The following is a 23,183-nucleotide window of genomic DNA, read 5'->3' on the forward strand; positions in this document are numbered from 1 at the left end:
CAGGAGGAGGTGACTACGGCATGGACGGCCGACGGGAAGACCCGCGCGGTGCACTCGTCCGGCCGTACGCGGTCACCCGCGGTCGCACCGAACCTCGTCAGGACATCGCCCTGGAGGCGGTGCTCGTGGCGAGCCCGGCCGCGGTCGTCGAGTCCCGGTTCGCCGGTCATGACAAGCACCGCATCGCCACCATCTGCGAGGGTCGGGCGCAGTCGCTGGCGGAGATCGCCGCGTACACCCGGCTGCCGCTGGGTGTCGCCCGGGTGCTGGTCGCCGACATGGTGGCGGACAGCCTGCTGACGCTGCACAATGCCGCTCCTCCTTCGGAGGCGTACGAGGAGCGGATGGAACTGCTTGAGAGGGTGCTAAGTGGACTTCGCAGGCTATGACCCGGCCCAGGCCCGTCGCGGCGGAGAGATCACGTCCGCGAAGATCGTCGTCGCCGGCGGTTTCGGGGTCGGCAAGACGACGCTCGTCGGCGCGGTTTCGGAGATCACTCCGCTGACCACGGAGGCGGTGATGACGGCCGCCGGTGTGGGCATCGACGATCCATCCTGGGTCCCGGGCAAACAGACCACCACGGTGGCCATGGACTTCGGCCGGATCACGATGGCCCAGGACCTGATCCTGTACCTGTTCGGTACCCCCGGACAGACCCGGTTCTGGTTCATGTGGGACGAGATCATCCGGGGTGCCGTCGGTGCGGCCGTGCTGGTCGACACCCGGCGGATCACCGACGCGTTCGCGCCGCTGGACTACTTCGAGAACCGGCAGCTGCCGTACGTGGTGGCGTTGAACCGGTTCGACGGTGCGCCGCAGTACGAGGCGGAGGAGATCCGTGAGGCGCTCGCCATCGCCCCGCACGTACCGCTGGTGATGTGCGACGCGCGGCACCGCGACTCGGCCAAGCACGTGCTGGTCAACGTGGTGCAGCACGCGATGGAGATGCTCCGCGCGGAGCACGGCCGGGGCCGGCCCACCCCGGTGGGCTGACCGTGCAAGGAAGGGCCCCGTCCTATCGTTTTCTGCATAGGAAGGGGCCCTTCCTAACCGGGCTGACCGGTCAGTCCACCGGCAGCCGGTAGCCGCGCTTCACCACGGTCTGCACCACGCCCGGCGCCCGCAACGCGGCCCGCAGGCGGGCCACCGCCATCTCCACGGCGTGCTCGTCGGCCCCCCGGGGCAGGGTGCGCAACAGGGCGGCCCGGGACATCACCCGGCCGGGGGTGGCGGCCAGCGCCCGCAGCACCGCCATCGGGGCCGGCGCCAGCGGCCGGAGTTCCCCGTCCAGGATCGCCGCGTGGCCGCGCAGGGTCAGCAGGTGGCCGGCGACCTTCACGCTGACCGCCCGGGGCGGGAGTTCGTCGACGATGGTCCGGACCAGCGCGCCGAGCCGGGCCCGGCCGGGTGCGACCACCGGCACGCCCTGCCGGCGCAGCGGGGCGGCGGTGACCGGGCCGACGCAGGCGGCCATCACGTCCGCGCGCAGCGCCTCCAGCACCGCGTCGGTGCCGGGGCCGGCGGCGCGCAGCAACGCGTCCACGGCCGGTGCGGAGGTGAAGGTCACCGCGTCCACCAGCCGGCCGGCGATCAGGTCGACCAGCCGGTGCAGCGGGGCGGGGTCGGTCGGCGGCGCCCACCGGTATACCGGTACCTCGATCACCGTCGCGCCGGCCGCCTCCAGGGCGGCGGTGCACTCCGGCTGCCGGTCGCCGTGCAGTTGCATGGCGATGAGCCGACCGCTCACGCCGCGTTGCCGGAGGTGCTCGATCACCTCGTCGCAGCTCTCCGAGGCGGGCGACCACTCGTCGTGCAGCCCGGCCGCCCGGATCGCGCCGCGCGCCTTGGGACCCCGGCTGACGATGTAGGCCCGGGAGAGCACCGAGCGCAGCGGCTCGGCCAGCCCCCAGCCCTCGGCCGCCTCCAACCAGCCGCGCATCCCGATCCCGGTGTTCGCCATCAGGATGTCGGGCGGGTTGTCCAGGCAGGCGCGGGTGGCCGCGCGCAGTTCGGTGTCGTCGGCCAGCGGCACGATCCGCAGCGCCGGGGCGAGCACCACCCGGGCACCGCGCCGCCCGAGCAGGGCGGCGAGTTCGTCGCGGCGCCGGTCCGCGGTCACCCCGACGGTGAAGCCGGACAGTTCGTCGGACATCAGCGGTCCTGGCCTGGCTGGGGCCGCCCGGCACGGGCGCCGGCCGCCGGCACCGCGCCGGCCGGCCGGTCCCGCGCGCCGACCTCCACCATGCCGTCGCGGCAGCGCACCGGGTAGGTCGGCACCGCCACGCCGGGCACGTCCAGACACTCCCCGGTACGCAGGTCGTAGACCTGCTTGTGCAGCGGTGAGGCCACCGTCGGGGCGTCGCCGCGACTGCCCACGATGCCGCGGGCCATCACGTACGCCCGGGCGATCGGGTCCTGCTGGCCGATGGCGAAGAGCTGGTCGTCGTGGGTCCGGAAGATGGCCACCTGTTCGCCGCCGACCAGTGCCGCGACGCCCCGCTCCGGCTCCAGCAGCCGGTACGGGCAGACCGCCGTCCAGTTCACCGCCCTGGTCATCGTGCTCTCCGCAGTCAACTCGGTACCCCCATGGTCGTTGGAAGGCCCAGCGGCACCGGGCGGCGCTCCCCGCCGGCCGGGATCGGCTGCCCGCGTTCCACCTCGAAGGTGATCGACGGGTCCGGCACGTCGGGGGCGTTGACGAACGAGGTGAACCGGCGGAGCCGGTCCGGGTCGTCGAGGGTGTCGCGCCACTCGTCCGAGTACGACCCGACGTGCCGCCCGATCGCCGCGTCGAGTTCGGCGCAGAGCCCGAGTGAGTCGTCGACGATGACGGCGCGCAGGTGGTCGAGCCCGCCGTCCATCGCCTCGACCCACGCGGCGGTGCGCTGCAACCGGTCGGCGGTACGGATGTAGAACATCAGGAACCGGTCGATGTAGCGGACCAGATCCTCGGTGCAGAGGTCGGTGGCGAAGAGTTCGGCGTGCCGGGGCCGGAACCCGCCGTTGCCGCCGAGGTAGAGGTTCCACCCGTTGTCGGTGGCGATCACGCCGAAGTCCTTGCTCCGGGCCTCGGCGCACTCCCGGGCGCAGCCGGAGACCGCTGACTTGATCTTGTGTGGCGCGCGCAGTCCCCGGTAGCGCAGTTCGAGCGCGATCGCGAGCCCGACCGAGTCCTGCACCCCGTACCGGCACCAGGTGGAGCCGACGCAGGACTTGACCGTGCGCAGCGCCTTGCCGTACGCGTGGCCGGACTCGAAGCCGGCGTCGACCAGCCGGCGCCAGATCTTCGGCAGCTGTTCGACCCGCGCGCCGAAGAGGTCGATCCGCTGCCCGCCAGTGATCTTGGTGTAGAGGTTGAAGTCGCGGGCCACCTCGCCGATCACGATCAGCTTCTCCGGGGTGATCTCCCCGCCGGGGATCCGGGGCACCACCGAGTAGGTCCCGTTCTGCTGGATGTTGGCCAGGAAGTGGTCGTTGGTGTCCTGCAACGACGCCTGCTCGCCGTCGAGCACGTAGCCGTTGCCCAGCGAGGCGAGGATCGAGGCGACCACCGGCTTGCAGATGTCGCAGCCCCGGCCCCGGCCGTGCTCGGTGACGAGCTGGGAGAAGGTGCTGATGCCGCAGACCCGGATGATCTCGAAGAGTTCCTGCCGGCTGTGGTCGAAGTGCTCGCAGAGCGCCTTGCTGAGCTGCACGCCGGAGACCGCGAGGAGCTGCTTCAGCATCGGTACGCAGGATCCGCAGCTCGTGCCGGCCCGGGTGCACGCCTTCAGCGCCGGTACGTCCGCGCAGCCCTCGGCGATCGCGCCGACGAGCTGGTCCTTGGTCACCCCGTTGCAGGAGCAGACCTGGGCCCCGCCGGGCAGCGCGGCGATCCCGGAGCCGGTGCCGCCCTCCTGGCCGGGCGGTGCGAGCAGCGCCAGCGGCGGGCCGGGCAGCGGCCCGCCCACGCTGGCCCGCAGCGTCGGGTAGGCGGTGGCGTCGCCGACCAGCACCCCGCCGAGCAGGGTCTGCGCGTCGTCGGAGAGGACCAGCTTGGCGTAGACCCGGGTGGCCGGGTCGGTGAAGGTGACGTCCAGGCAGCCCGGCGTCCGGCCGTGCGCGTCGCCGAACGCGGCCACGTCCACGCCGAGCAGCTTGAGCTTGGTGGAGAGGTCGGCGCCGGGGAAACTCGCGTCGCCGCCGAGCAGCCGGTCGGCCACCACCTCGGCCATGGCGTAGCCCGGCGCGACCAGGCCGTAGCAGGTACCGTCCACGGCCGCGCACTCGCCGACCGCCCAGATCCGCTCGTCGTCGGTCCGGCAGGTGGCGTCGACGCGTACCCCGCCGCGTTCGCCGACCGGCAGTCCGGCGGCGCGCGCCAGATCGTCGCGGGGACGGATCCCGGCGGCGACCACGACCAGGTCGGTCGCCACCCAACTGCCGTCGGAGAGGGTGAGCCCGGCCAGCCCGCCGTCCGGGCGGGACCGGATCGCGGTGGTGGCCACCCCGAGGTGGGGGGTGACACCCAGCTCCTCGACGTACCGGCGCAGCATCGCCCCGCCGGCCTCGTCCACCTGCACCGGCATCAGCCGGGGCGCGAACTCCACCACGTGGGTGTTGAGGTCCAGCAGGCGCAGCGCGTTGGCGGCCTCCAGCCCGAGCAGCCCGCCGCCGATCACCGCCCCGCTGCGCCGCCCCTTGGCGAAGTCGCGGATCGCCGCGAGGTCGTCGAGGGTGCGGTAGACGAAGACGCCGGGGCGCAGCGCCGGGGTCGGGCCGAGCGCGTCCGGACCCGCATCGACGTACGCGCCGTCGATCGGTGGCACGAACGGGTACGACCCGGTGGCCAGCACCAGCGCGTCGTAGGGATACTCGCCGGCTCCGGTGCGCACCACGCGGCGGTCCCGGTCGATCGTGACGACCGGCTCGCCCAGCCGCAGGTCGACGCCGTCGTCCGGGCGGTGCAGGTTGAGCTCGTCGGCGTCGGCGCCGTCGAAGAACGCCGACAACCGGACCCGGTCGTACGCCGGCCGGCCCTCCTCGGCCAGCACGGTGACCCGCCAGCGTCCGGCCTCGTCCCGGGCCCGCAGCGCCTCGACGAAGCGTTGCCCCACCATGCCGTTGCCGACCACCACAACGTTGCCGCCGACGGTTCCGTCGATCGTCATGACGCGCCCACCTCCCGCTCGTGACCGCGGGGCTCGCACACCCGGCCCACTGTTCGCACCCGCCGGGCCACCTCGCCCCGCTCGCCTGGCCGGCCACGTCGCTGGGGCCCGTTCATGCCGCCACCTCTTCCGCCGCCAGCCCGGGGGAGTCCACCGTGGACAACCAGTCGAGGATCCCCTCCACCGCGTCCCGGCAACTGCCGCAGCCGGTGGTGGCCCGGGTGGCGGCGACCACCTCGTCCATGGAGCGCGCCCCGGCACGCCAGCAGCGCACCAGCGCGCCCTTGCGTACCGCGTTGCACTGGCAGACCGTCGCCGCGTCCGGCATCAGCGCCGGGGACTCGACCGGCGCCGGTGCGGCGGCGTCGCGACTGCGACCGAGCAGCAGCGCGCGCCGGTCGACCGGCACCGGGGCGCCCCGGTCGAAGAGCTGGATCACCGTGCCGATCGCCGGGTTGTCGCCCAGCATGATCGCCCCGGTCAGCCGCTCGCCGACGATCCGCAGCCGGGCGTACGTGCCCCGGACCGGGTCGGAGAAGCTCAACTCCTCCACGTCCGCGCCGAACTCCGGGCCGGGCGTCGTCTCGCCCATCGCGGCGAGGTCGATGCCGGCCGCCTTGAGCCGGGTCACCGCCGGCCGGGGCTGGTAGCGGGCCCGAGGGTCCTCCCCGGCCAGCACCTGGGCCAGCACCCGGGCCTGCTCCCAGGCCGGTGCCACGAGCCCGGTCACCACCCCCGCGTGCTGGGCGCAGTCGCCGAGCGCCGAGATGCCCGGGTCGCTGCTGCGCAGCCGGTCGTCGACCACCACGCCGCGCTCCACGGTGAGTCCGGCGGCGCGGGCCAGCTCCACGTCGGGTCGTACCCCGCAGGAGAGCACCAGCAGGTCGGCGTCGAGTTCCCGGCCGTCGGAGAGGGTGAGGCCGACCCGGTCGGCCCGGGCGTCGACCGCGCTGGCCGAGACGTCCAGGTGGGTGTGCACGCCGAGCCCCGCCAGCGTCCGCACCAGCACCGCGCCGGCCGCCGGGTCGAGCTGGCGCTCCATCAGGTGCCCGACCGGGTGTACGACGTGCACCTCCAACCCCCGGGTGGCGAGCCCGCGGGCCGCCTCCAGCCCGAGCAGGCCACCGCCGAGCACCAGGGCCCGGCGGGCGCCCCGGGCGGCGGCGAGGATCCGCCGGCAGTCGTCCAGAGTGCGGAACACCGCGACCCGGTCCGGCAGGCGGTCGGCGTCGAGTCCGGGCAGCGGCGGCACCAGGGCCCGGCCGCCGGTCGCCAGCACCAGGTGGTCGTACCCGATGGCGTCGCCGCCGGTGGTCCGTACCGTGCGGGTGGCCCGGTCGACGGCGGCGACCTGGACGCCGGGACGGACGTCGATGCCGTGTCCGGCCGCCTCGGTGAGCTCCACCCCGAGCTCGTCGACCTTGCCCGCGAGCAGGCTCGACAACATGATCCGGTTGTACGCCCGGTGCCGCTCGGCGCCGAGAACGGTGATCTTCGCATCTCCCGTCCGGGCCACCAGCTCGGCCGCCAGCCGGGCACCGGCCATGCCGTGACCGACGATGACGATGCGGTTGCTCATGCCTTCTCCACCTCGACCGCCCCTTCGACCTCGACCGCCTGCTCCGCTCCGAGCGCGTGCTCGACCCTGGCCACCGCCGGCCCGGCCCGGACGGCCTTCTCGACCCGGACCGCCTTCTCGACCCGGACCGCGCAGACCTTGAACTCCGGCATCCGGGAGATCGGGTCCAGGGCGTCGCTGGTCAGCGAGTTGGCCCGGGCGACGCCGGCCCAGTGGAACGGCGCGAAGACCGTGTCCGGCCGGATGGCCGGGCTCAACCGGGCCGGCGCGCGCATCTCACCCCGGCGGCTGGTCACCCGTACCTCGTCGCCGTCGTCCACCCCGAGCCGGGCAGCCAGGTCCGGATGCAGTTCCAGGAACGCGTTCGGCGCCGCCCGCCGCAGCGGGGCGATCCGCCGGGTCTGCGCCCCGGACTGGTACTGCGCCAGCACCCGCCCGGTGGTGAGGTAGAGCGGATAGTCCGGGCAGACCTCCTCGGCGACCGGACGGTGCTCGACCGGCAGGAACCGGGCCCGGCCGTCCGGTGTCGGGAACGTCTCGGCGAAGAGCCGCGGGCTGCCCGGCCCCTCGGCGGTGGGGCAGGGCCAGAAGACCCCGTCCTCGGCGTCGATCCGCGGATAGCTGATCCCGGCGTAGTCGGCGATGCCGCCCGCCGAGGCGCGGCGCAGCTCCGCGAAGACCGCCCGGGGTTCCACCGGAAACCGTGGGTCGGGGCCGGCGGTCGTCCCGTCGAGCCGGCCGGCCAGTTCGGCCAGGAGCTCCAGGTCGGTGCGGACGCCCGGCGGCGGCGGGCGCAGCGCGCGGCGGCGGAGCACCCGGCCCTCCAGGTTGGTCATCGTGCCGTCCTCCTCGGCCCACTGGGCGGTGGGGAACACGACGTCGGCGATCTCCGCCGTCTCGGAGCGGACGAAGTCGGCCACCACCAGCAGGTCCAGGCTGCGCAACCGCTCGGTGACCCGGCCCGCCCGGGGCGCCGAGACCACCGGGTTGGAGCCGAAGACCAGCATCGCCTTCGGCCCGTCCGCCGTGCCCAGCGCGCTCAGCAGCTCGTACGCGGAGACACCCGGTCCGGGCAGCTCCTCGGGTCGTACGCCCCAGACGCCGGCCACGTGTGCCCGCGCCGCCGGGTCGTCGATACGGCGGTAGCCCGGTAGCTGGTCCGCCTTCTGCCCGTGTTCGCGGCCACCCTGGCCGTTGCCCTGCCCGGTGAGGCAGCCGTAGCCGGAGCCGGGCCGGCCGGGCAGGCCGAGCGCGAGGGCGAGGTTGATGAAGGCGGTCACCGTGTCGACGCCCTTGGCGTGCTGCTCGGCGCCGCGCGCGGTCAGGATGATCACCCGTTCCGAGGTGCCGAGCGCCCGTGCCGCCGCCTCCAGGTCGGCCACCGGGACCCCGGAGAGCCGTTCGACCAGGGCCGGCCAGTAACCGGCGACGATCCGGCGCACCGGGTCGAAACCGGTGGTCCGGCCGGCGATGTAGTCGGGGTCGGTCCACCCCTCGGCCAGGGCGATGTGCAGCAGCGCGTTCGCCACCGCCAGGTCGGTGCCGGGGGTGGGTTGCAGGTGCAGGGTGGCGTGCCGGGCGGTGGCGGTGGCCCGGGGGTCGACCACGATCAGGTTGCCGCCCCGCTGGCGTTGCTCCAGCAGGTAGCGGACCAGCGGCGGCATGGTCTCGGCGACGTTGGCGCCGACCAGCAGCAGGGTGTCGGCCGTACCGAGGTCGGCGAGGGGAAAGGGCAGTCCCCGGTCGACCCCGAAGGCGCGCATCCCGGCGGCCGCCGCCGAGGACATGCAGAACCGGCCGTTGTAGTCGATGTTGCGGGTGCGGAGTGCGATCCGGGCGAACTTGCCGAGCGCGTACGCCTTCTCGTTGGTCAGCCCGCCGCCGCCGAAGACGGCGACCGCGTCGCGGCCGTGCGCCGCCTGGATCCGGCGGATCTCCGCCCCGACCCGGTCCAGCGCCTCCGCCCAGGTCGCCGGCCTCAGCTCGGCGCCGGGGCGGTCCCGCAGCAGCGGGGTGGTCAGCCGGTCGGGGTGGTCGAGCAGTTCGGCGGCGGTCCAGCCCTTCTGGCAGAGGCCGCCGCGGTTGGTCGGGAACTGGCGGGGCAGCACCTCGACCCGGCCGGCCGTGTCGCGCAGGGTCATGCCACACTGCAACGCACAGTAGGGGCAGTGGGTGGCGACGTCTCGGGACGAAACCCCCGAATGCGTCGCAACCCGTGCACCGTCTGTCATGTTCGGAAGCGTGCCGGCGCCCGGTTTCACCGTCGGGTCCCACTTGTTTCGGGCCTGTCAAGAGCCGCTCACACAGCCGATGGGCAGCGCGCTGGCCGCATCCGGGCCGCTCGATCCGGCTGGCCCTCACCTGAGGACGCCGGCCGGCGCTGCCGGGATGAGCACCCGTACGGTTGGGACGACGGCCGGTCATACCGGCGGTAGGCTGACCGGCATGACCGCCAAGGTGACCCTCTCGTTCTCGGACGACACGATCGAAGAGGCGCGACGCTTCGCGAAACGCGAGGGGATGTCCCTCTCCGCCTGGATCGACCAGGCCGCCCGCGAGAAGGCGTTACGGGAGGTCTTCGCCGCGCACGCGGCGGCGGTCGGTCGCGCCGGCCTGGACATCGAGGCCGCCGCCCTGGCCGACGCCCAGGAGGCGGAGCAGGTCGACGCGGTGTTCCTCGGCAGGCGTCCGAGTGCTGCGTAGGGGCGAGATCTGGCGCATCGACGGGGCGCGGTCCCGGCTGGGCCTGGTGATCAGCTCCGACGTCTACAACTCCACCGAGGTGCCGATCGTGATCGTCGCCGAGGTGGTCCAGGAAGAGCTGCTCCGCGACTCCCCGCTCGCCGTCGCGATGGGGGAGTTCGTGATCATGCCGGACCGGTTGTCGTCACCGATGAAGAAGTGGTTCGCCGAACGCGTGGACGTCGCCGACAGCGACACCATGTTCCGGGTCAGCCGGGCCCTGCGTATCCTGCAGAGCGTCTGAGCCCGGCGGGCAGCGGCGTCGACCCGGCGCGCGGGATCGACATCTCACCGTCCGGCGGGGCGGCTCGTGCGCCGACCGTTGCCGGCCCGACCCCGATCGCGAACTCCGGCGAAACCACCCGTTCCTACGTTCGGGCAGCATGAGCACCGCTGCTGACGCCGTAACAACCACCGCCGTAGCCACCGCGGACGCCGCCACCACGATCGTCACCCCGCCGGCTGCCGGTGCCGAGGCCACCCGGCCGACCCGGGGGCACCAGCTCGACGACTGGCGGCCCGAGGACCCGACCTTCTGGCGCACCACCGGGGCGCCGATCGCCCGGCGCAACCTGATGGTCTCCATCGCATCCGAGCACATCGGTTTCTCCGTGTGGAGCCTCTGGTCGGTGATGGTGCTCTTCCTCGGCCCCTCGTACGGCATCGATCCGGCCGGGAAGTTCCTGCTGACCGCCGTACCCACCCTGCTGGGGTCGGCGCTGCGGCTTCCGTACACCCTCGCCGTCGCCCGGTTCGGCGGACGGAACTGGACCATCGTCAGCGCGCTCCTGCTGCTGCTGCCGACGATCCCGATGGCGATCCTGATCGAGCCCGGGGTGTCGTACGGCACACTGATGGTGCTGGCCTGCCTCGCCGGGGTCGGTGGCGGCAACTTCGCCTCGTCGATGGCGAACATCAACCTCTTCTATCCGCAGCGGCTCAAGGGCTGGGCGCTCGGGCTGAACGCGGGTGGCGGCAACATCGGCGTCGCCGCCGTGCAACTCGTCGGGCTGGCGGTACTGGCCACGGCCGGCGCCGCGTACCCCCGGCTGGTGCCGATGGTCTACATCCCGCTGATCGTCCTGGCCGCGATCGGCTCGGCCCGCTACATGGACAACATCACCGGCGCGCGCAACGAGAAGGGCGCGATCCGCGAGGCCGCCCGGGACCCGCACACCTGGATCATGTCCCTGCTCTACATCGGCACCTTCGGGTCGTTCATCGGGTTCGGCTTCGCCTTCGGGCAGGTGCTACAGGTCCAGTTCAGGGCGCAGTTCGCCACCCCGATCGACGCGGCCTACCTGACCTTCCTGGGGCCCCTGGTCGGCTCGTTGATCCGCCCCGTCGGCGGCTGGCTGGCCGACCGGTTCGGGGGTGCCCTGGTGACCCTCTGGAACTTCGCGGCGATGGCGACCGGTGCCGGACTGGTGTACTTCGCCTCCCGGGAACGCTCGCTCCCGCTCTACCTGATCGGGTTCATCGGGCTGTTCGTCTTCTCCGGCGTCGGCAACGGGTCGACGTACAAGATGATCCCGGCGATCTTCCGGGCCAAGGCGGCCTCGGCGGTGGCCTCGGGGAGGCTGGACGCCGAGGCCGCGCAGCGGCGGGCGTGGCGGCTCTCCGGTGCCCTGATCGGGATCGCCGGGGCGGTCGGGGCGTTCGGCGGCGTACTGGTCAACATCGCGTTCCGGCAGTCGTTCCTGACCTATCAGACGGCCGACGCCGCCTACCTCACCTTCATCGTCTGGTACGCGATCTGCCTGGCGCTGACCTGGGTGGTCTACCTGCGGCCCTCCCGGCACCGGCTGGCCGGGGTGTGACCTGGCGGACATGACCCGCGTCCCCGCCGGACCGCAGCCCGGCGGGGACGCCGTGTTTCCCCTCCGGCCGGGCCTCCCGGGAGTCTCGGTGGCGCCCGGTGTATCGGTCCGGGGCGGTACTCGGGTAGCGTCTACCCTGCGGCCGATGTCGCGGTGCGTCGGGGTGTCGTCCCGTTTTGACCCCGGGACCGGCCACCGGGTATCGTTGCCTGCTGTTGTGTGACAGCCAAGCTGGCATGCGGCAACCGAAGGCGTGCCTTCTGGGGTGCGCTCGGTCGTTTGTGCGCGCCTGGTGACCGGTGCGTGATCCCAGACCGACGACGAGACAAGGTAGACCTGTGCGTACGTACAGCCCGAAGCCGGGTGAAATTGAGCGTCAGTGGCACGTCATCGACGCCTCTGACGTCGTGCTGGGCCGACTGGCCACCCACGCCGCCACGCTGCTGCGGGGCAAGCACAAGCCGACTTTCGCGCCGCACGTCGACACCGGTGACTTCGTCGTCATCGTGAACGCGGGCAAGGTGGCGCTGACCGGCAACAAGCGGCAGCAGAAGATTGCCTACCGGCACTCCGGTTACCCGGGTGGTCTGAAGCAGGTCGGTTACGACGTGCTGCTCAGCACCCGTCCGGAGCGCGCCATCGAGCTGGCCGTCAAGGGCATGCTCCCGCACAACAAGCTCAGCCGTCAGCTGATCAAGAAGCTGAAGGTCTACGCCGGTGCCGAGCACCCGCACGCCGCGCAGCAGCCGGTGCCGTTCGAGATCAAGCAGATCGCGCAGTGAGCGCGGGCGAAGGAAGCAGCATGACCGACACCATCGCGACCACCGAAGCCCCGGTGGTGCCCGCCCCGGTGGTCCGGGCTCCCCGTGGCGACCGCCCGATCCAGACCGTCGGCCGCCGCAAGCAGGCCATCGTCCGGGTCCGGATCGTCCCCGGCAGCGGCAAGATCACCTGCAACGGCCGGGAGCTGGAGGCGTACTTCCCCAGCAAGGTGCACCAGCAGCTGATCAAGGAGCCGCTGGTGACCGCCGAGAAGCCCGAGGCGTTCGACATCGTCGCGAACCTGCGCGGCGGCGGCACGACCGGCCAGGCCGGCGGGCTGCGGCTGGCGATCGCCCGGGCGCTCATCACGAACGACCCCGACGACCGCCCCGCCCTGAAGAAGGCCGGCTTCCTCACCCGGGACGCCCGGGAGAAGGAAAGCAAGAAGTACGGTCTCAAGAAGGCCCGCAAGGCGCCTCAGTACTCGAAGCGCTGATCAGCGACACCTTGCACGTCTGACGGACGGCCGGGACCGCCCCCCTCACGCGGTGGCGGTTCCGGCCGTTCGGTTTTTCCATCTGATGCGCTCCGCGGAGCGTTCTCACCTGTGGGCTTCTCGGAGGTTTCGGGCATGGGTCGGCTGTTCGGTACTGACGGCGTACGCGGGCGCGCGAACGCCGATCTGACCCCCGAGTTGTCGCTCGCGGTGGCGGTGGCCGCCGCGCACACCCTCGCCGATTCCGACCGGAGCCATCCCCCGTTGGCGGTGGTGGGCCGGGACACCCGGGCCAGCGGCGAGATGCTGGAGGCCGCCGTGGTGGCCGGGCTCACCAGCGCCGGCGCCAACGTGATACGGGTCGGGGTGCTGCCCACGCCCGGCGTCGCGTACCTGGTCAGCGAGGCCAAGGCCAACTTCGGCGTGATGCTCTCGGCGTCACACAACCCGATGCCGGACAACGGGATCAAGCTCTTCGCGGCCGGTGGGCACAAGCTGCCCGACGACGTCGAGCTGCGGATCGAGGCCGCCATCGAGGCAAACGGCGCGGCCGGCTGGCAACGCCCCACCGGTGCCGGCATCGGCCGGGTGCACGACCTGCTGGACGGCGCCGACCACTACGTACAGCACCTGGCGGGCACCGTCCCACACCGGCTCGACGGGCTGAAGATCGTCGTCGACTGCGCGAACGGCGCCGCCTCGGAGGTGGCACCGGTGGCGTACCGGGAGGCCGGCGCGGAGGTCATCGCGATCCACGCCGAGCCGGACGGGCTCAACATCAACGACGAATGCGGCTCCAACCACCTCGACGCGCTCCGGGCCGCCGTGGTCGAACACGGGGCACACCTCGGGGTCGCCCACGACGGCGACGCCGACCGCTGCGTCGCGGTCAGCGCCGACGGCGCGGAGGTGGACGGCGACCAGATCATGGCCATCCTCGCCCTCGGCATGCGGGAGGCCGGCACGCTGACCCAGGACACCCTGGTCGCAACGGTGATGAGCAACCTCGGCCTGCGGCTCGCGATGTCCGCCGCGGGCATCCGGCTGATCGAGACCAAGGTCGGCGACCGGTACGTGCTGGAGGAGCTGCGGGCCTCCGGGCTGGCGCTCGGCGGCGAGCAGAGCGGACACCTGGTGCTGCCCGCCTACTCCACCACCGGCGACGGGATCCTCACCGGCCTGCACCTGATGGCCCGGGTGGCGGCCACCGGCAAATCACTGGCCGAACTCGCCGCCGTGGTGCGGAAGCTGCCCCAGGTGCTGATCAACGTGCCGGTCGGCGACCGTACCGTCGGGGCCGGGGCGCCGGCCGTACTCGGCGCGGTGCAGCGGGCCGAGGCCGAGCTGGGGGAGACCGGCCGGGTGCTGCTGCGACCGTCCGGGACCGAACCGCTGGTCCGGGTCATGGTCGAGGCGCCGACCCAGGAACTCGCCCAGACGGTGGCGGAGCGGATCGCCGCCGAGGTACGCGAGGCGAGCCCCGCCGAGGCCTGACGCCGACGGCGTGGACGCGAGCCCGGTCAGCCGGCGGTGACCCGCAGGGCGCCCAGTCGGTCGACCGCCTCGGCCAGCACCTCCGGCCGCTTGCAGAAGGCGAACCGGACCAGGCGGCGCCCGGCCTCGGCGTCGTCGTAGAAGACCTGGGTCGGTACGGCCACCACACCGCACCGCTGCGGCAGCGTCCGGCAGAACTCCACCCCGTCCCGCCCGCCCAGCCCGGTGATGTCCGCCGTGACGAAGTACGTCCCCTCGGGGACCAGCACCTCGAAACCGGCCTCGACCAGCCCGACGGAGAGCAGGTCCCGGCGCGCCTGGAGGTCGGCGCGGAACCCGTCGTAGTAGCTGTCCGGCAGCGCCAGCGCCACCGCGACAGCCGGCTGCAACGGGGCCCCGTTGACGAAGGTGAGGAACTGCTTCACCCGCATCGTCGCGGCGACCAGCGGGGCCGGCCCGCTGGCCCAGCCCACCTTCCAGCCGGTGCAGGAGAAGGTCTTGCCAGCCGACGACACCCGCAGGGTGCGCTCGCGCATGCCGGGCAGGCTGGCCAGCGGGATGTGCGGGCCGCCCGCGTCGGTGAAGACCAGGTGCTCGTACACCTCGTCGGTGACGGCGTAGGTGTCGTACTCCTGGCACAGTTCGGCGACTAGTCCGAGCTCCTCGGCGGTGAACACCTTGCCGGTCGGGTTGTGCGGCGAGTTGAGCAGCACCAGGCGGGTGCGGGGTCCGAAGGCGGCCCGCAGCTGTGCCGGGTCGAAGGCGTAGCCGCCGCCCGGGGCGGGGCGGAGCGTGACCGGCCGCCGGACGCCGCCGGCCAGCGCGATGGAGGCCGCGTACGAGTCGTAGTACGGCTCGAAGCAGACCACCTCGTCGCCCGGCTCGACCAGACCCAGGATCGCGGCGGCGATCGCCTCGGTCGCGCCCGCCGTGACCAGCACCTCGCCGTCCGGGTCGTAGTCCAGTCCCCAGAACCGGCGCTGGTGCTCGGCCACCGCCGCGCGCAGCGCCGGAATGCCCGGACCGGGCGGATACTGGTTGTGCCCGCCGCGCAGTGCCTCCGCCGCGGCCGCCAGCATCTCGGCCGGGCCGTCCGTGTCCGGGAAACCCTGCCCCAGGTTGACCGCCCCGGTGCGCACCGCCAGCGCCGACATCTCCGCGAAGATGGTGGTGCCGAACGGGCGCATCCGGTGCACCAGCGGGTCGTCCGTGCTCATCGTCACGCTGTCACCCTAGGCTCGTCCGCCGGCTCGCCCAAGAGCCGAAGCTCCGCCAGGCGCCGGAGCGGCCGGGCCGGGCTCCGCCGGGGCGTCACTGTCCAGTCAGAAGCTGCCGACGCAGCTCACCACCCGGGACGGGTCCGTGGCGGTCCGGGTCGCCACCTCCTCGCCGTCGACCGTGATCCGGCAGCTGAGGTTCCCGCTCTCGGTGCCCACCCGCACCGCGATCAGGCTCACGGCCGGGGAGCCGGGCTTGCCGACCTCCACCCGCCAGGGCAGCTCGGCCCTGGTCACCGCCTTGGACTGACCGCTGCTGTCGGTGTAGCTGATGGTGGCGGAACCGGCGCCGGTCACCTCGTAGACCACCCCGCGGCCGCTGTCGGCCGGACGGCCCGTCGCCGGCGCCGACGCGTTCGGCTCGCCGGAGAGCGGCTGGTTCGCACTCTCCTTGACGAGGTTCTGCACCTGCCAGACCCCGGCGAGCGGGCCCGCGCAGAGCACGCCACAGGCGACCAGCATGAGCACCACCCCCACGATGACCAGGATGATGACGGTCTTGTTCACGCCCTTCCTGGCGGGCGGGGGCGGCGGGAAGGGTGCGCCGGGCGGGACCGGACCGCCGTACGGGGGCTGGTTCGGCGGCTGGCCGGGGTAGCCGGGACCGTACGGCTGCTGCGGGTACGCCGGCTGCTGGGCGTACGGGGGCTGCTGGGCATACGGGGACTGCGGCGGGGGTGGTGGTGGCGGCTGCTGCGGCGCGTACGGGTTCGGCGCGCCGCTGGTCGGGTATGGCGGTGCGGGAGTGCCGCTGGTCGGGTACGGCGGGGTGGGGATCCCGCTGGTCGGCGGCAGGCCGTACGGCGGTTGCGCCGGTTGTCCGTAGGTGGGTGGTTGTGGGGGCTGGGGTGACGGTGGCTGGGATGACGGGGGCTGGGGCGGACCGAACTTCGTCGTCGTCGGTTCCTCGTCCGCCGGCGGCTCGTCCCGGGGCGGCTGCGGCGGCGGCCCGTACTTCGTCGTCGGCGGCTCGTACGCCGGGTCGTACGGGTCGTGCGACGAGGGGGGCGGCGGCGAGTCGGTCATCGGGTCTCTGCGCTCCAGGGCTGGCGGCGGAGGGGGCACGTCGGCGGCGTCGGCGGCTGGCGCCGACGGCGGTATGGCGGCCGGCGCGTCGGTCACGGTACCCCGTCCCCGCTGCCCGTGATGTCCCGGCGAGCGGCGGCCGGAGCGCCCCGGGGCGGAGCCGTCCGAATGGTCCCCGGCTCTCCCGTACCGAGCAGGAGGGTTGATCGAACGGGCACCTTTCAATCACGCGGATTGAGCGAACTTAGGTTAGGCTGCGGGCCATGTGTGGAATCGTGGGGTACGCCGGCGCCAGGCCGGCGCTCGGCATCGTGCTGGACGGACTGCGGCGGCTGGAGTACCGCGGCTACGACTCGGCGGGTGTCGCGGTCGTCTGCGACGGCGACCTGCTGACCGAGAAGAAGGCCGGCAAGCTGGCCAACCTGGAGAAGGCGCTGGCCGAGCGCTCGGCGGGCGACCCCGCCTCCTGCGCGGCCGGCCCGGCCCGCGGCATCGGCGACGGCGCCACCGGGATCGGGCACACCCGCTGGGCGACCCACGGCGCCCCCACCGACCGCAACGCCCACCCGCACCAGGCCCGGGACGGCCGGGTCGCCGTCATCCACAACGGCATCATCGAGAACTTCGCCAGGCTCCGCGCCGAGCTGGAGGCCGAGGGCGTCGAGTTCACCAGCGACACCGACACCGAGTGCGCCGCGCACCTGCTCGCCGGTGAGCTGGCCCGGCTGCGCTCCGCCGGCGGGGCCGACGGGCCGGCGCTGCTGGCCACCGCGATGCGGCACGTCTGCCAGCGGCTGGAGGGCGCCTTCACCCTGCTCGCCGTCGACTCGGCGGTCCCCGGCGCGGTGATCGGGGCCCGGCGCAACTCGCCGCTGGTGGTCGGGCGCGGCGTCGGGGAGAACTTCCTCGCCAGCGACGTCTCCGCGTTCATCGAGCACACCCGCGAGGCCGTCGAGCTGGGCCAGGACCAGGTCGTACTGATCACCGCCGACGCCATCGAGATCACCGACTTCGACGGCCAGCCCGCCGCCGGCAGGGACTTCCACATCGACTGGGACGCCTCGGCCGCCGAGAAGGGCGGCTACGACAACTTCATGCTCAAGGAGATCGCCGACCAGCCGCAGGCGATCGCGGACACCCTGCTCGGCCGGCTCACCGAGACCGGCGAGATCACCCTCGACGAGGTCCGCCTGACCGACCAGGACCTGCGCGACGTCGACAAGGTGTTCATCGTCGCCTGCGGCACCTCGTACAACTCCGGCATGGTCGCCAAGTACGCCATCGAGCACTGGACCCGGATTCCCTGCGAGGTCGAGCTGGCCAGCGAGTTCCGCTACCGCGATCCGGTCCTCGACCGCTCCACGCTGGTGGTGGCGATCTCCCAGTCCGGCGAGACGATGGACACCCTGATGGCGCTGCGGCACGCGAAGCAGCAGAAGGCGCGGGTCCTCGCCATCTGCAACACCAACGGCTCCACCATTCCGCGCGAGTCCGACGCGGTCCTCTACACCCACGGCGGCCCCGAGGTGGCGGTCGCCTCGACCAAGGCGTTCCTGACCCAGCTGGTGGCCTGCTACCTGATCGGCCTGCACCTGGCCCACGTGCGCGGCATCAAGTACGCCGACGAGGTCGGCGCCGTGGTGGCCCAGCTCCAGGAGATGCCGGACAAGCTCCGTACGCTGCTGGCCGGCATAGAGCCGGTCCGGGAGCTGGCCCGCGAGCTGAAGTCGGCGCCGACCGTGCTGTTCATCGGCCGGCACGTGGGCTTCCCGGTCGCCCTGGAGGGGGCGCTCAAGCTCAAGGAGCTGGCGTACATGCACGCCGAGGGGTTCGCGGCCGGCGAGCTGAAGCACGGCCCGATCGCGCTGATCGACCAGGGCACCCCGGTGGTCTGCGTGGTTCCCTCCCCGGCCGGCCGGGGCATGCTGCACGACAAGATCGTCTCCAACATCCAGGAGGTCCGGGCCCGGGGCGCCCGGACCATCGTGATCGCCGAGGAGGGCGACGAGGCGGTCGTGCCCTACGCCGACCACCTGATCTACGTGCCGCGTACGCCGACGCTGCTGGCCCCGCTGGTGACCACCGTGCCGTTGCAGGTGCTCGCCTGCGAGATCGCCAGCGCCCGGGGGCACGACGTCGACCAGCCCCGCAACCTGGCCAAGTCGGTAACCGTGGAGTGAGCCGGTCACCTGGGCGGTGGCCGGTCGCCCCACCCGGCAGGGCCGTTAGGGTGAGGTGGTGATCGTCGCAGTGGGCATCGATGTGGTCCTGGTCGATCGGTTCGCCCGGGCGCTCGCCCGTACGCCGTTGCTCGCCGACCGGCTCTTCACCGAGGCCGAGCGGGTCACCACGTCGGGCAACCCCCGCTCCGTCGAGTCGCTCGCGGCCCGGTTCGCGGCGAAGGAGGCGGTGGCCAAGGCGCTCGGCGCACCGGCCGGGCTGAGCTGGTACGACTGCGAGGTCGTCGCCGACCCCGACGGCCGGCCCTGGCTGACCGTCTCCGGCACGGTCGCCGCCGTGGCCACCGAGCGCGGGGTGCAGCGGTGGCACCTGTCGTTGTCGCACGACGGCGGTATCGCCTCGGCGATGGTGGTGGCGGAGCGGTGAGGCAGGTCTGGCGGGTCGCCGACGTACGGGCGGCGGAGCGGGCCCTGCTGGGCACGCTGCCGCCGGACACGCTGATGCTGCGGGCGGCCGGTGGACTGGCCGCCCACTGCGCCCGGCTGCTCGCCGGCTCCGGCGGCGTGTACGGCGCCCGGGTGCTGCTCCTCGTCGGCTCCGGCGACAACGGCGGCGACGCCCTGTACGCCGGTGCCCGGCTGGCCGGCCGGGGTGCCGCCGTCACCGCCCTGCTGCTCACCCCCGAGCGGGCGCACCCGGGCGGGCTGGAGGCGCTCCGCTCGGCCGGCGGGCGGATCGGGCAGCGCCTGCCGGACCGGGCCGACCTGGTGCTGGACGGCATCGTCGGGATCGGCGGCTCGGGCGGGCTACGCGAGCCGGCCGCCCGGATCGTGTCGGAGCTGCCCCGGCTGCGCGCCCGCACCGGGGACCGGCCGCCGGTGGTCGCCGTCGACGTGCCGAGCGGGGTGGCGGTGGACACCGGGGACGTACCCCGCGCCGACGGCCTGCCCACGGCGGTGAGCGCGGACCTGACGGTCACCTTCGGCTGCCTGAAGCCGGCGCTGGTGGTCGGCCCGGCAGCCGCCCGGGCCGGTCGGGTCGAGCTGGTCGACATCGGCCTGCGACCGTGGCTGCGGGGCACCCCGGCGCTCGGCGTACCCGAGTGGTCGGACATCGTCGACTGGTGGCCGAGGCCGGGGCCCGAGGCGGAGAAGTACACCCGCGGAGTGGTGGGACTGGCCACCGGTTCGGCGACGTACCCGGGTGCCGCGGTGCTCTCGGTGGGTGGCGCGCTCGCCGGCCCGACCGGCATGGTCCGGTACGCCGGCGGCGCCCGCGCCGAGGTGCTGCGCCAGCACCCGTCCGTGGTCGCCACCGACCGGGTCGCCGACGCGGGCCGGGTGCAGGCCTGGGTCTGCGGTTCGGGGCTCGGCACCGGCGAGTCGGCGGCCACCGAGCTGCGCTGCGTGCTCGCCGCGCCGGTACCGGTCGTGCTGGACGCCGACGCGCTCACCCTGCTGGTGGACGGGTCGATGGCGGAACGGCTGCGGGAGCGGGCCGCGCCGATCGTGATCACCCCGCACGACCGGGAGTTCGCCCGGCTCGCCGGAGAGCCGCCGGGCGCGGACCGGGTCGGTGCGGCGCTGCGGCTGGCCACCTGGATGAACGCGGTGGTGCTGCTGAAGGGGGACCGGACGGTCGTCGCCACCCCGGACGGCCGGGCGACGGCGAACCCGACCGGCACCGCGGCGCTGGCCACCGGCGGTACCGGCGACGTGCTGGCCGGACTGCTCGGTTCGCTGCTCGCCGCCGGGCTGCCCGCGGACCGGGCCGCGGTCGCGGCGGCGTACCTGCACGGGCTGGCCGGCCGGGAGGCGGCCCGGCACGGCCCGGTGACCGCCCCCGACGTGGCGGCCGCGCTCCGCCCGGTGCTGGCGGAACTGCCCCGGTAGCGGGCCGCCTCGATCAACCGGGAAAGTAGGCTGGGGCGCATGTGGCAGGCCGAGGCACGCGTCGACCTCGACGCGATCCGCGAGAACGTGGCCCGGCTGCGCGCCGGGACCAGCGCCGAGCTGATGGCGGTGGTGAAGGGCGACGGGTACGGCCACGGCATGCTGCCCGCCGCCACGGCGGCGCTCGACGCCGGCGCCGACTGGCTGGGGGTCTGCACCCTCGACGAGGCGCTGAACCTGCGCCGGGCCGGCCTCACCGCCCCCGTGCTGGCCTGGCTGCTCGCCCCCGGGCTGCCCCTGCACGAGGGGGTGGCGGCCGACGTCGACCTGGCCGCGGCGACGGTGGGGCAGCTCGCCGAGCTGGCCGCCGCCGGCGAGCGCGCCGGGCGGGCGACCCGGACCCACCTCAAGATCGATACTGGCCTCTCCCGGGGCGGCGCGACGATCGACGACTGGCCCGACCTGCTGGAGGCGGCCGCGAAGGCGCAGGCCGACGGGGTGATCGAGGTGGTCGGAGTGTGGAGCCACTTCGTGCACGCCGACTCCCCGGGCCACCCCACCACCGACCGCCAGTTGGCGGTCTTCCACGAGGCGCTGGCGATGACCGAGCGCTCCGGCCTGCGCCCGCGCCACCGCCACCTGGCCAACTCGGCGGCGACCCTGACCCGGCCCGACACCCACTTCGACCTGGTCCGGCCGGGCATCGCGATCTACGGGCTGTCACCGGTGGCCGGCGAGCGATTCGGGCTGCGGCCGGCGATGACCGCCCGGGCCCGGGTCGTCCTGACCAAACGGGTACCGGCCGACACCGGGGTCTCGTACGGGCACACGTACCGGACCGAGCGGGAGACCACGCTGGCGGTGGTGCCGCTGGGCTACGCCGACGGGGTGCCGAGGCACGCCTCCAACGTCGGCCCGGTGCTGCTCGGCGGGCGGGTACGGACCATCGCCGGCCGGGTCTGCATGGACCAGATCGTGCTGGACTGCGGCGACGACCCGGTGGCGGCGGGGGACGTGGCGACGCTCTTCGGCAGCGGCGCCGACGGCGAACCGACCGCCGACGACTGGGCCGCCGCGATCGACACGATCAACTACGAGATCGTCACCCGGTTCGGCAGCGCCCGGGTGCCCCGGGTCTACGACGGGCAGGTGCCGTGACGGCCGATCGGAAGGTGACTGCGGCGCGGGTACCGGCCCAGCGCCAGCTCGCCCGCCGGCTGCCCGCCCGGTCGGCGCTGCTCCGGGCGGCCGGCATCATCGGCGCGGCGGCGGGGGTCGCGGCGGCCGGGATCGCCGCCGGGGTGGCCGCCGAGCGCGCCGTGGTACGCCGCACCAAGGGCGTGCCCGGCGACCGGTACGCGGACGAGAAGTTCGGCGAGCTGCCGTACGACGAGGCGTGCGTGATCGAGATTTCCGACGGTACGGACATCCACCTGGAGCTGGTCGGGCCGCCGCCCGCACCGGACCGGCCGACGCTGGTCTTCGTACACGGCTTCTGCCTGGACATGGGGACCTTCCACTTCCAGCGGAAGGTGCTCACCGGGCGCGGCGAGGACCGGATGGTCTTCTACGACCAGCCGGGGCACGGCCGGTCCGGCCGGCTGGAGTCGGGGGAGTACCGGCTGTCGGCACTCGCCGAGACGCTGCGCGCGGTCATCGACCGGGCGGCACCGACCGGCCCGCTGGTGCTGGTCGGTCACTCCATGGGCGGGATGACCATCATGGCGTTCGCCGAGCGCTACCCCGAGCTGTACGCGGAGCGGGTGGCCGGCACGGTGCTGATGGCCACCTCGGGCGGACTGGTGGCGGAGACGAGGTTCGGGCTGCCGGCGATCGTCTCCAAGGCCGGCGTACCGCTGCTGCCGGTGGTCGACAACGCCACCCGGCTGACCGGCACGATGATCGACCGGGCCCGCCGGGCGTCGGCCAACCTGGCCTGGCTGCTCACCCGGCGGTATGGCTTCGGCAGCCCCGCCCCGAGCCCGGCGCTGGTCTCGTACGTGGAGCTGATGAACTCGCGCACCTCGACCGAGACGGTGGCCCGCTACCTGCGCACGATCTACACCCACGCCCGGTTCCCGGCGCTCGCCGCGCTGCGGGGCACCCCCACGCTCGTCATCGTCGGCGAACGCGACATGATCACGCCGGTGACCCACTCCGAGGAGATCCTGCGCCGCCTGCCCGAGGCCGAGTACGTCAAGGTGCCGGACAGCGGGCACGTGGTGATGCTCGAACACGCCGACGAGGTGAACGAGGCACTGCTGAACTTCCTCGATAGGTTGCCCCGGTGAACGAACTGCCCACGATCGCCGACACCCAGGACTTCGGGCGGCGCCTCGGTGCCCTGCTGCGCGCCGGTGACCTGCTGGTCCTCACCGGCCCGCTGGGCGCCGGCAAGACCGCGCTGACCCAGGGGATCGCGGCTGGCCTGGGCGTACTCGGCGACGTCACCTCGCCGACCTTCGTGATCGCCCGGGTGCACCGGCCGGACCCGGCCCGGGGCGGGCGGGTGGCGCTGGTGCACGCCGACGCGTACCGGCTGGGGGACGCCGCCGACCCGCGCGCCGAGATCGACGACCTGGACCTGGACGCGTCCCTGGACGACGCGGTCACCGTCGTGGAATGGGGTGAGGGCATGGTGGAGCACCTGGTCGACGCCCACCTGCGGGTCGGCATCGACCGGCGGGACGACGACACCCGGCTGATCGAGCTGGTCCCGGTCGGCGGGGACTGGGCCGACCGGCTCGCCGCGCTGCGCTGACAC

19 protein-coding genes and 2 pseudogenes are annotated in these 23,183 nt (G+C 73.6%); 14 read left to right on the top strand and 7 right to left on the bottom strand.

Annotation, left to right across the window (positions count from 1 at the left end; translation table 11 throughout):
* Positions 1 to 20 precede the first annotated feature (20 nt).
* Both ACQEUR_RS03420 and ACQEUR_RS03425 read left to right on the top strand, forming a co-directional pair.
* A complete protein-coding gene (locus ACQEUR_RS03420) occupies positions 21 to 389 on the top strand; it encodes a DUF742 domain-containing protein (protein WP_433024992.1) in 369 nt (122 codons plus the stop codon).
* A complete protein-coding gene (locus ACQEUR_RS03425; protein WP_433024995.1) occupies positions 370 to 993 on the top strand; it encodes a GTP-binding protein in 624 nt (207 codons plus the stop codon). The genes ACQEUR_RS03420 and ACQEUR_RS03425 overlap by 20 nt, the downstream gene beginning before the upstream one ends.
* Before the next feature lie 70 nt (positions 994 to 1,063).
* Here ACQEUR_RS03425 and ACQEUR_RS03430 read toward each other — a convergent pair whose 3' ends face one another.
* The 5 genes and pseudogenes from ACQEUR_RS03430 to ACQEUR_RS03450 form a co-directional block, all read right to left on the bottom strand.
* Entirely contained in the window at positions 1,064 to 2,152 is a 1,089-nt protein-coding gene (locus tag ACQEUR_RS03430) for a uroporphyrinogen-III synthase (RefSeq protein WP_433024998.1), read from the bottom strand.
* Positions 2,153 to 2,223: 71 nt separating this feature from the next.
* Positions 2,224 to 2,556, bottom strand: a pseudogene (gene nirD / locus ACQEUR_RS03435) (nitrite reductase small subunit NirD); the annotation flags it as partial.
* A gap of 14 nt (positions 2,557 to 2,570) precedes the next feature.
* On the bottom strand, positions 2,571 to 5,150 hold the full coding sequence (nirB, locus tag ACQEUR_RS03440; RefSeq protein WP_433025001.1) for a nitrite reductase large subunit NirB: 2,580 nt from the start codon (positions 5,148 to 5,150) through the stop codon (positions 2,571 to 2,573).
* A gap of 112 nt (positions 5,151 to 5,262) precedes the next feature.
* Positions 5,263 to 6,729 carry an FAD-dependent oxidoreductase gene (locus ACQEUR_RS03445; RefSeq protein ID WP_433025005.1) on the bottom strand — a complete coding sequence of 489 codons (1,467 nt, stop codon included), beginning with the start codon at positions 6,727 to 6,729 and terminating at the stop codon, positions 5,263 to 5,265.
* A gap of 101 nt (positions 6,730 to 6,830) precedes the next feature.
* Positions 6,831 to 8,960 (bottom strand): annotated as a pseudogene (locus tag ACQEUR_RS03450) (molybdopterin oxidoreductase family protein); the annotation flags it as partial.
* Positions 8,961 to 9,174: 214 nt separating this feature from the next.
* On the opposite strand from ACQEUR_RS03450, the gene ACQEUR_RS03455 reads away from it, so the two are divergent.
* The 6 genes from ACQEUR_RS03455 to glmM all read left to right on the top strand — a co-directional run bounded on the left by ACQEUR_RS03455 (position 9,175) and on the right by glmM (position 14,043).
* Positions 9,175 to 9,432, top strand: a complete 258-nt coding sequence (locus ACQEUR_RS03455) for a DUF6364 family protein (RefSeq protein WP_433025008.1) — start codon at positions 9,175 to 9,177, stop codon at positions 9,430 to 9,432.
* Positions 9,422 to 9,715: a type II toxin-antitoxin system PemK/MazF family toxin gene (locus ACQEUR_RS03460; RefSeq protein ID WP_433025011.1), complete on the top strand. Its 294-nt coding sequence runs from the start codon at positions 9,422 to 9,424 to the stop codon at positions 9,713 to 9,715. Before ACQEUR_RS03455 ends, ACQEUR_RS03460 begins: the two co-directional genes overlap by 11 nt.
* A gap of 139 nt (positions 9,716 to 9,854) precedes the next feature.
* The gene (locus ACQEUR_RS03465; protein WP_433025014.1) at positions 9,855 to 11,291 is read left to right on the top strand and encodes a nitrate/nitrite transporter; all 1,437 of its coding nucleotides are present in this window, start codon (positions 9,855 to 9,857) and stop codon (positions 11,289 to 11,291) included.
* Positions 11,292 to 11,629: 338 nt separating this feature from the next.
* Positions 11,630 to 12,073 carry a 50S ribosomal protein L13 gene (gene rplM, locus ACQEUR_RS03470; protein ID WP_433025017.1) on the top strand — a complete coding sequence of 148 codons (444 nt, stop codon included), beginning with the start codon at positions 11,630 to 11,632 and terminating at the stop codon, positions 12,071 to 12,073.
* 20 nt (positions 12,074 to 12,093) lie between these two features.
* The gene (rpsI, locus tag ACQEUR_RS03475; RefSeq protein WP_433025020.1) at positions 12,094 to 12,549 is read left to right on the top strand and encodes a 30S ribosomal protein S9; all 456 of its coding nucleotides are present in this window, start codon (positions 12,094 to 12,096) and stop codon (positions 12,547 to 12,549) included.
* Between the two features lie 135 nt (positions 12,550 to 12,684).
* Positions 12,685 to 14,043, top strand: a complete 1,359-nt coding sequence (glmM, locus tag ACQEUR_RS03480; protein ID WP_433025023.1) for a phosphoglucosamine mutase — start codon at positions 12,685 to 12,687, stop codon at positions 14,041 to 14,043.
* 26 nt (positions 14,044 to 14,069) lie between these two features.
* Here glmM and ACQEUR_RS03485 read toward each other — a convergent pair whose 3' ends face one another.
* Both ACQEUR_RS03485 and ACQEUR_RS03490 read right to left on the bottom strand, forming a co-directional pair.
* The gene (locus tag ACQEUR_RS03485) at positions 14,070 to 15,260 is read right to left on the bottom strand and encodes a pyridoxal phosphate-dependent aminotransferase (RefSeq protein WP_433025933.1); all 1,191 of its coding nucleotides are present in this window, start codon (positions 15,258 to 15,260) and stop codon (positions 14,070 to 14,072) included.
* A gap of 105 nt (positions 15,261 to 15,365) precedes the next feature.
* Positions 15,366 to 16,442 carry an MmpS family transport accessory protein gene (locus ACQEUR_RS03490; RefSeq protein ID WP_433025026.1) on the bottom strand — a complete coding sequence of 359 codons (1,077 nt, stop codon included), beginning with the start codon at positions 16,440 to 16,442 and terminating at the stop codon, positions 15,366 to 15,368.
* A gap of 167 nt (positions 16,443 to 16,609) precedes the next feature.
* On the opposite strand from ACQEUR_RS03490, the gene glmS reads away from it, so the two are divergent.
* Genes glmS through tsaE form a run of 6 tightly spaced genes read left to right on the top strand, consistent with a single transcriptional unit; the run spans position 16,610 to position 23,180 of the window.
* Positions 16,610 to 18,526, top strand: coding sequence for a glutamine--fructose-6-phosphate transaminase (isomerizing) (gene glmS, locus ACQEUR_RS03495; RefSeq protein WP_433025029.1), 1,917 nt, complete (start codon positions 16,610 to 16,612; stop codon positions 18,524 to 18,526).
* Between the two features lie 58 nt (positions 18,527 to 18,584).
* Positions 18,585 to 18,953: a holo-ACP synthase gene (locus ACQEUR_RS03500; RefSeq protein ID WP_433025031.1), complete on the top strand. Its 369-nt coding sequence runs from the start codon at positions 18,585 to 18,587 to the stop codon at positions 18,951 to 18,953.
* On the top strand, positions 18,950 to 20,419 hold the full coding sequence (locus tag ACQEUR_RS03505) for an NAD(P)H-hydrate dehydratase (protein ID WP_433025034.1): 1,470 nt from the start codon (positions 18,950 to 18,952) through the stop codon (positions 20,417 to 20,419). Before ACQEUR_RS03500 ends, ACQEUR_RS03505 begins: the two co-directional genes overlap by 4 nt.
* 39 nt (positions 20,420 to 20,458) lie before the next feature.
* Complete coding sequence (gene alr / locus ACQEUR_RS03510; protein ID WP_433025037.1) at positions 20,459 to 21,577, top strand: alanine racemase; 1,119 nt, start codon at positions 20,459 to 20,461, stop codon at positions 21,575 to 21,577.
* 59 nt (positions 21,578 to 21,636) lie between these two features.
* Positions 21,637 to 22,710 (top strand): alpha/beta fold hydrolase, encoded by a 1,074-nt coding sequence (locus tag ACQEUR_RS03515; RefSeq protein WP_433025936.1) that lies wholly within the window; start codon positions 21,637 to 21,639, stop codon positions 22,708 to 22,710.
* Positions 22,707 to 23,180 (top strand): tRNA (adenosine(37)-N6)-threonylcarbamoyltransferase complex ATPase subunit type 1 TsaE, encoded by a 474-nt coding sequence (gene tsaE, locus ACQEUR_RS03520; protein WP_433025040.1) that lies wholly within the window; start codon positions 22,707 to 22,709, stop codon positions 23,178 to 23,180. Before ACQEUR_RS03515 ends, tsaE begins: the two co-directional genes overlap by 4 nt.
* Positions 23,181 to 23,183 lie beyond the last annotated feature (3 nt).

It is taken from the genome of Plantactinospora sp. CA-290183, assembly GCF_050936375.1.
GTDB lineage: Bacteria > Actinomycetota > Actinomycetes > Mycobacteriales > Micromonosporaceae > Plantactinospora.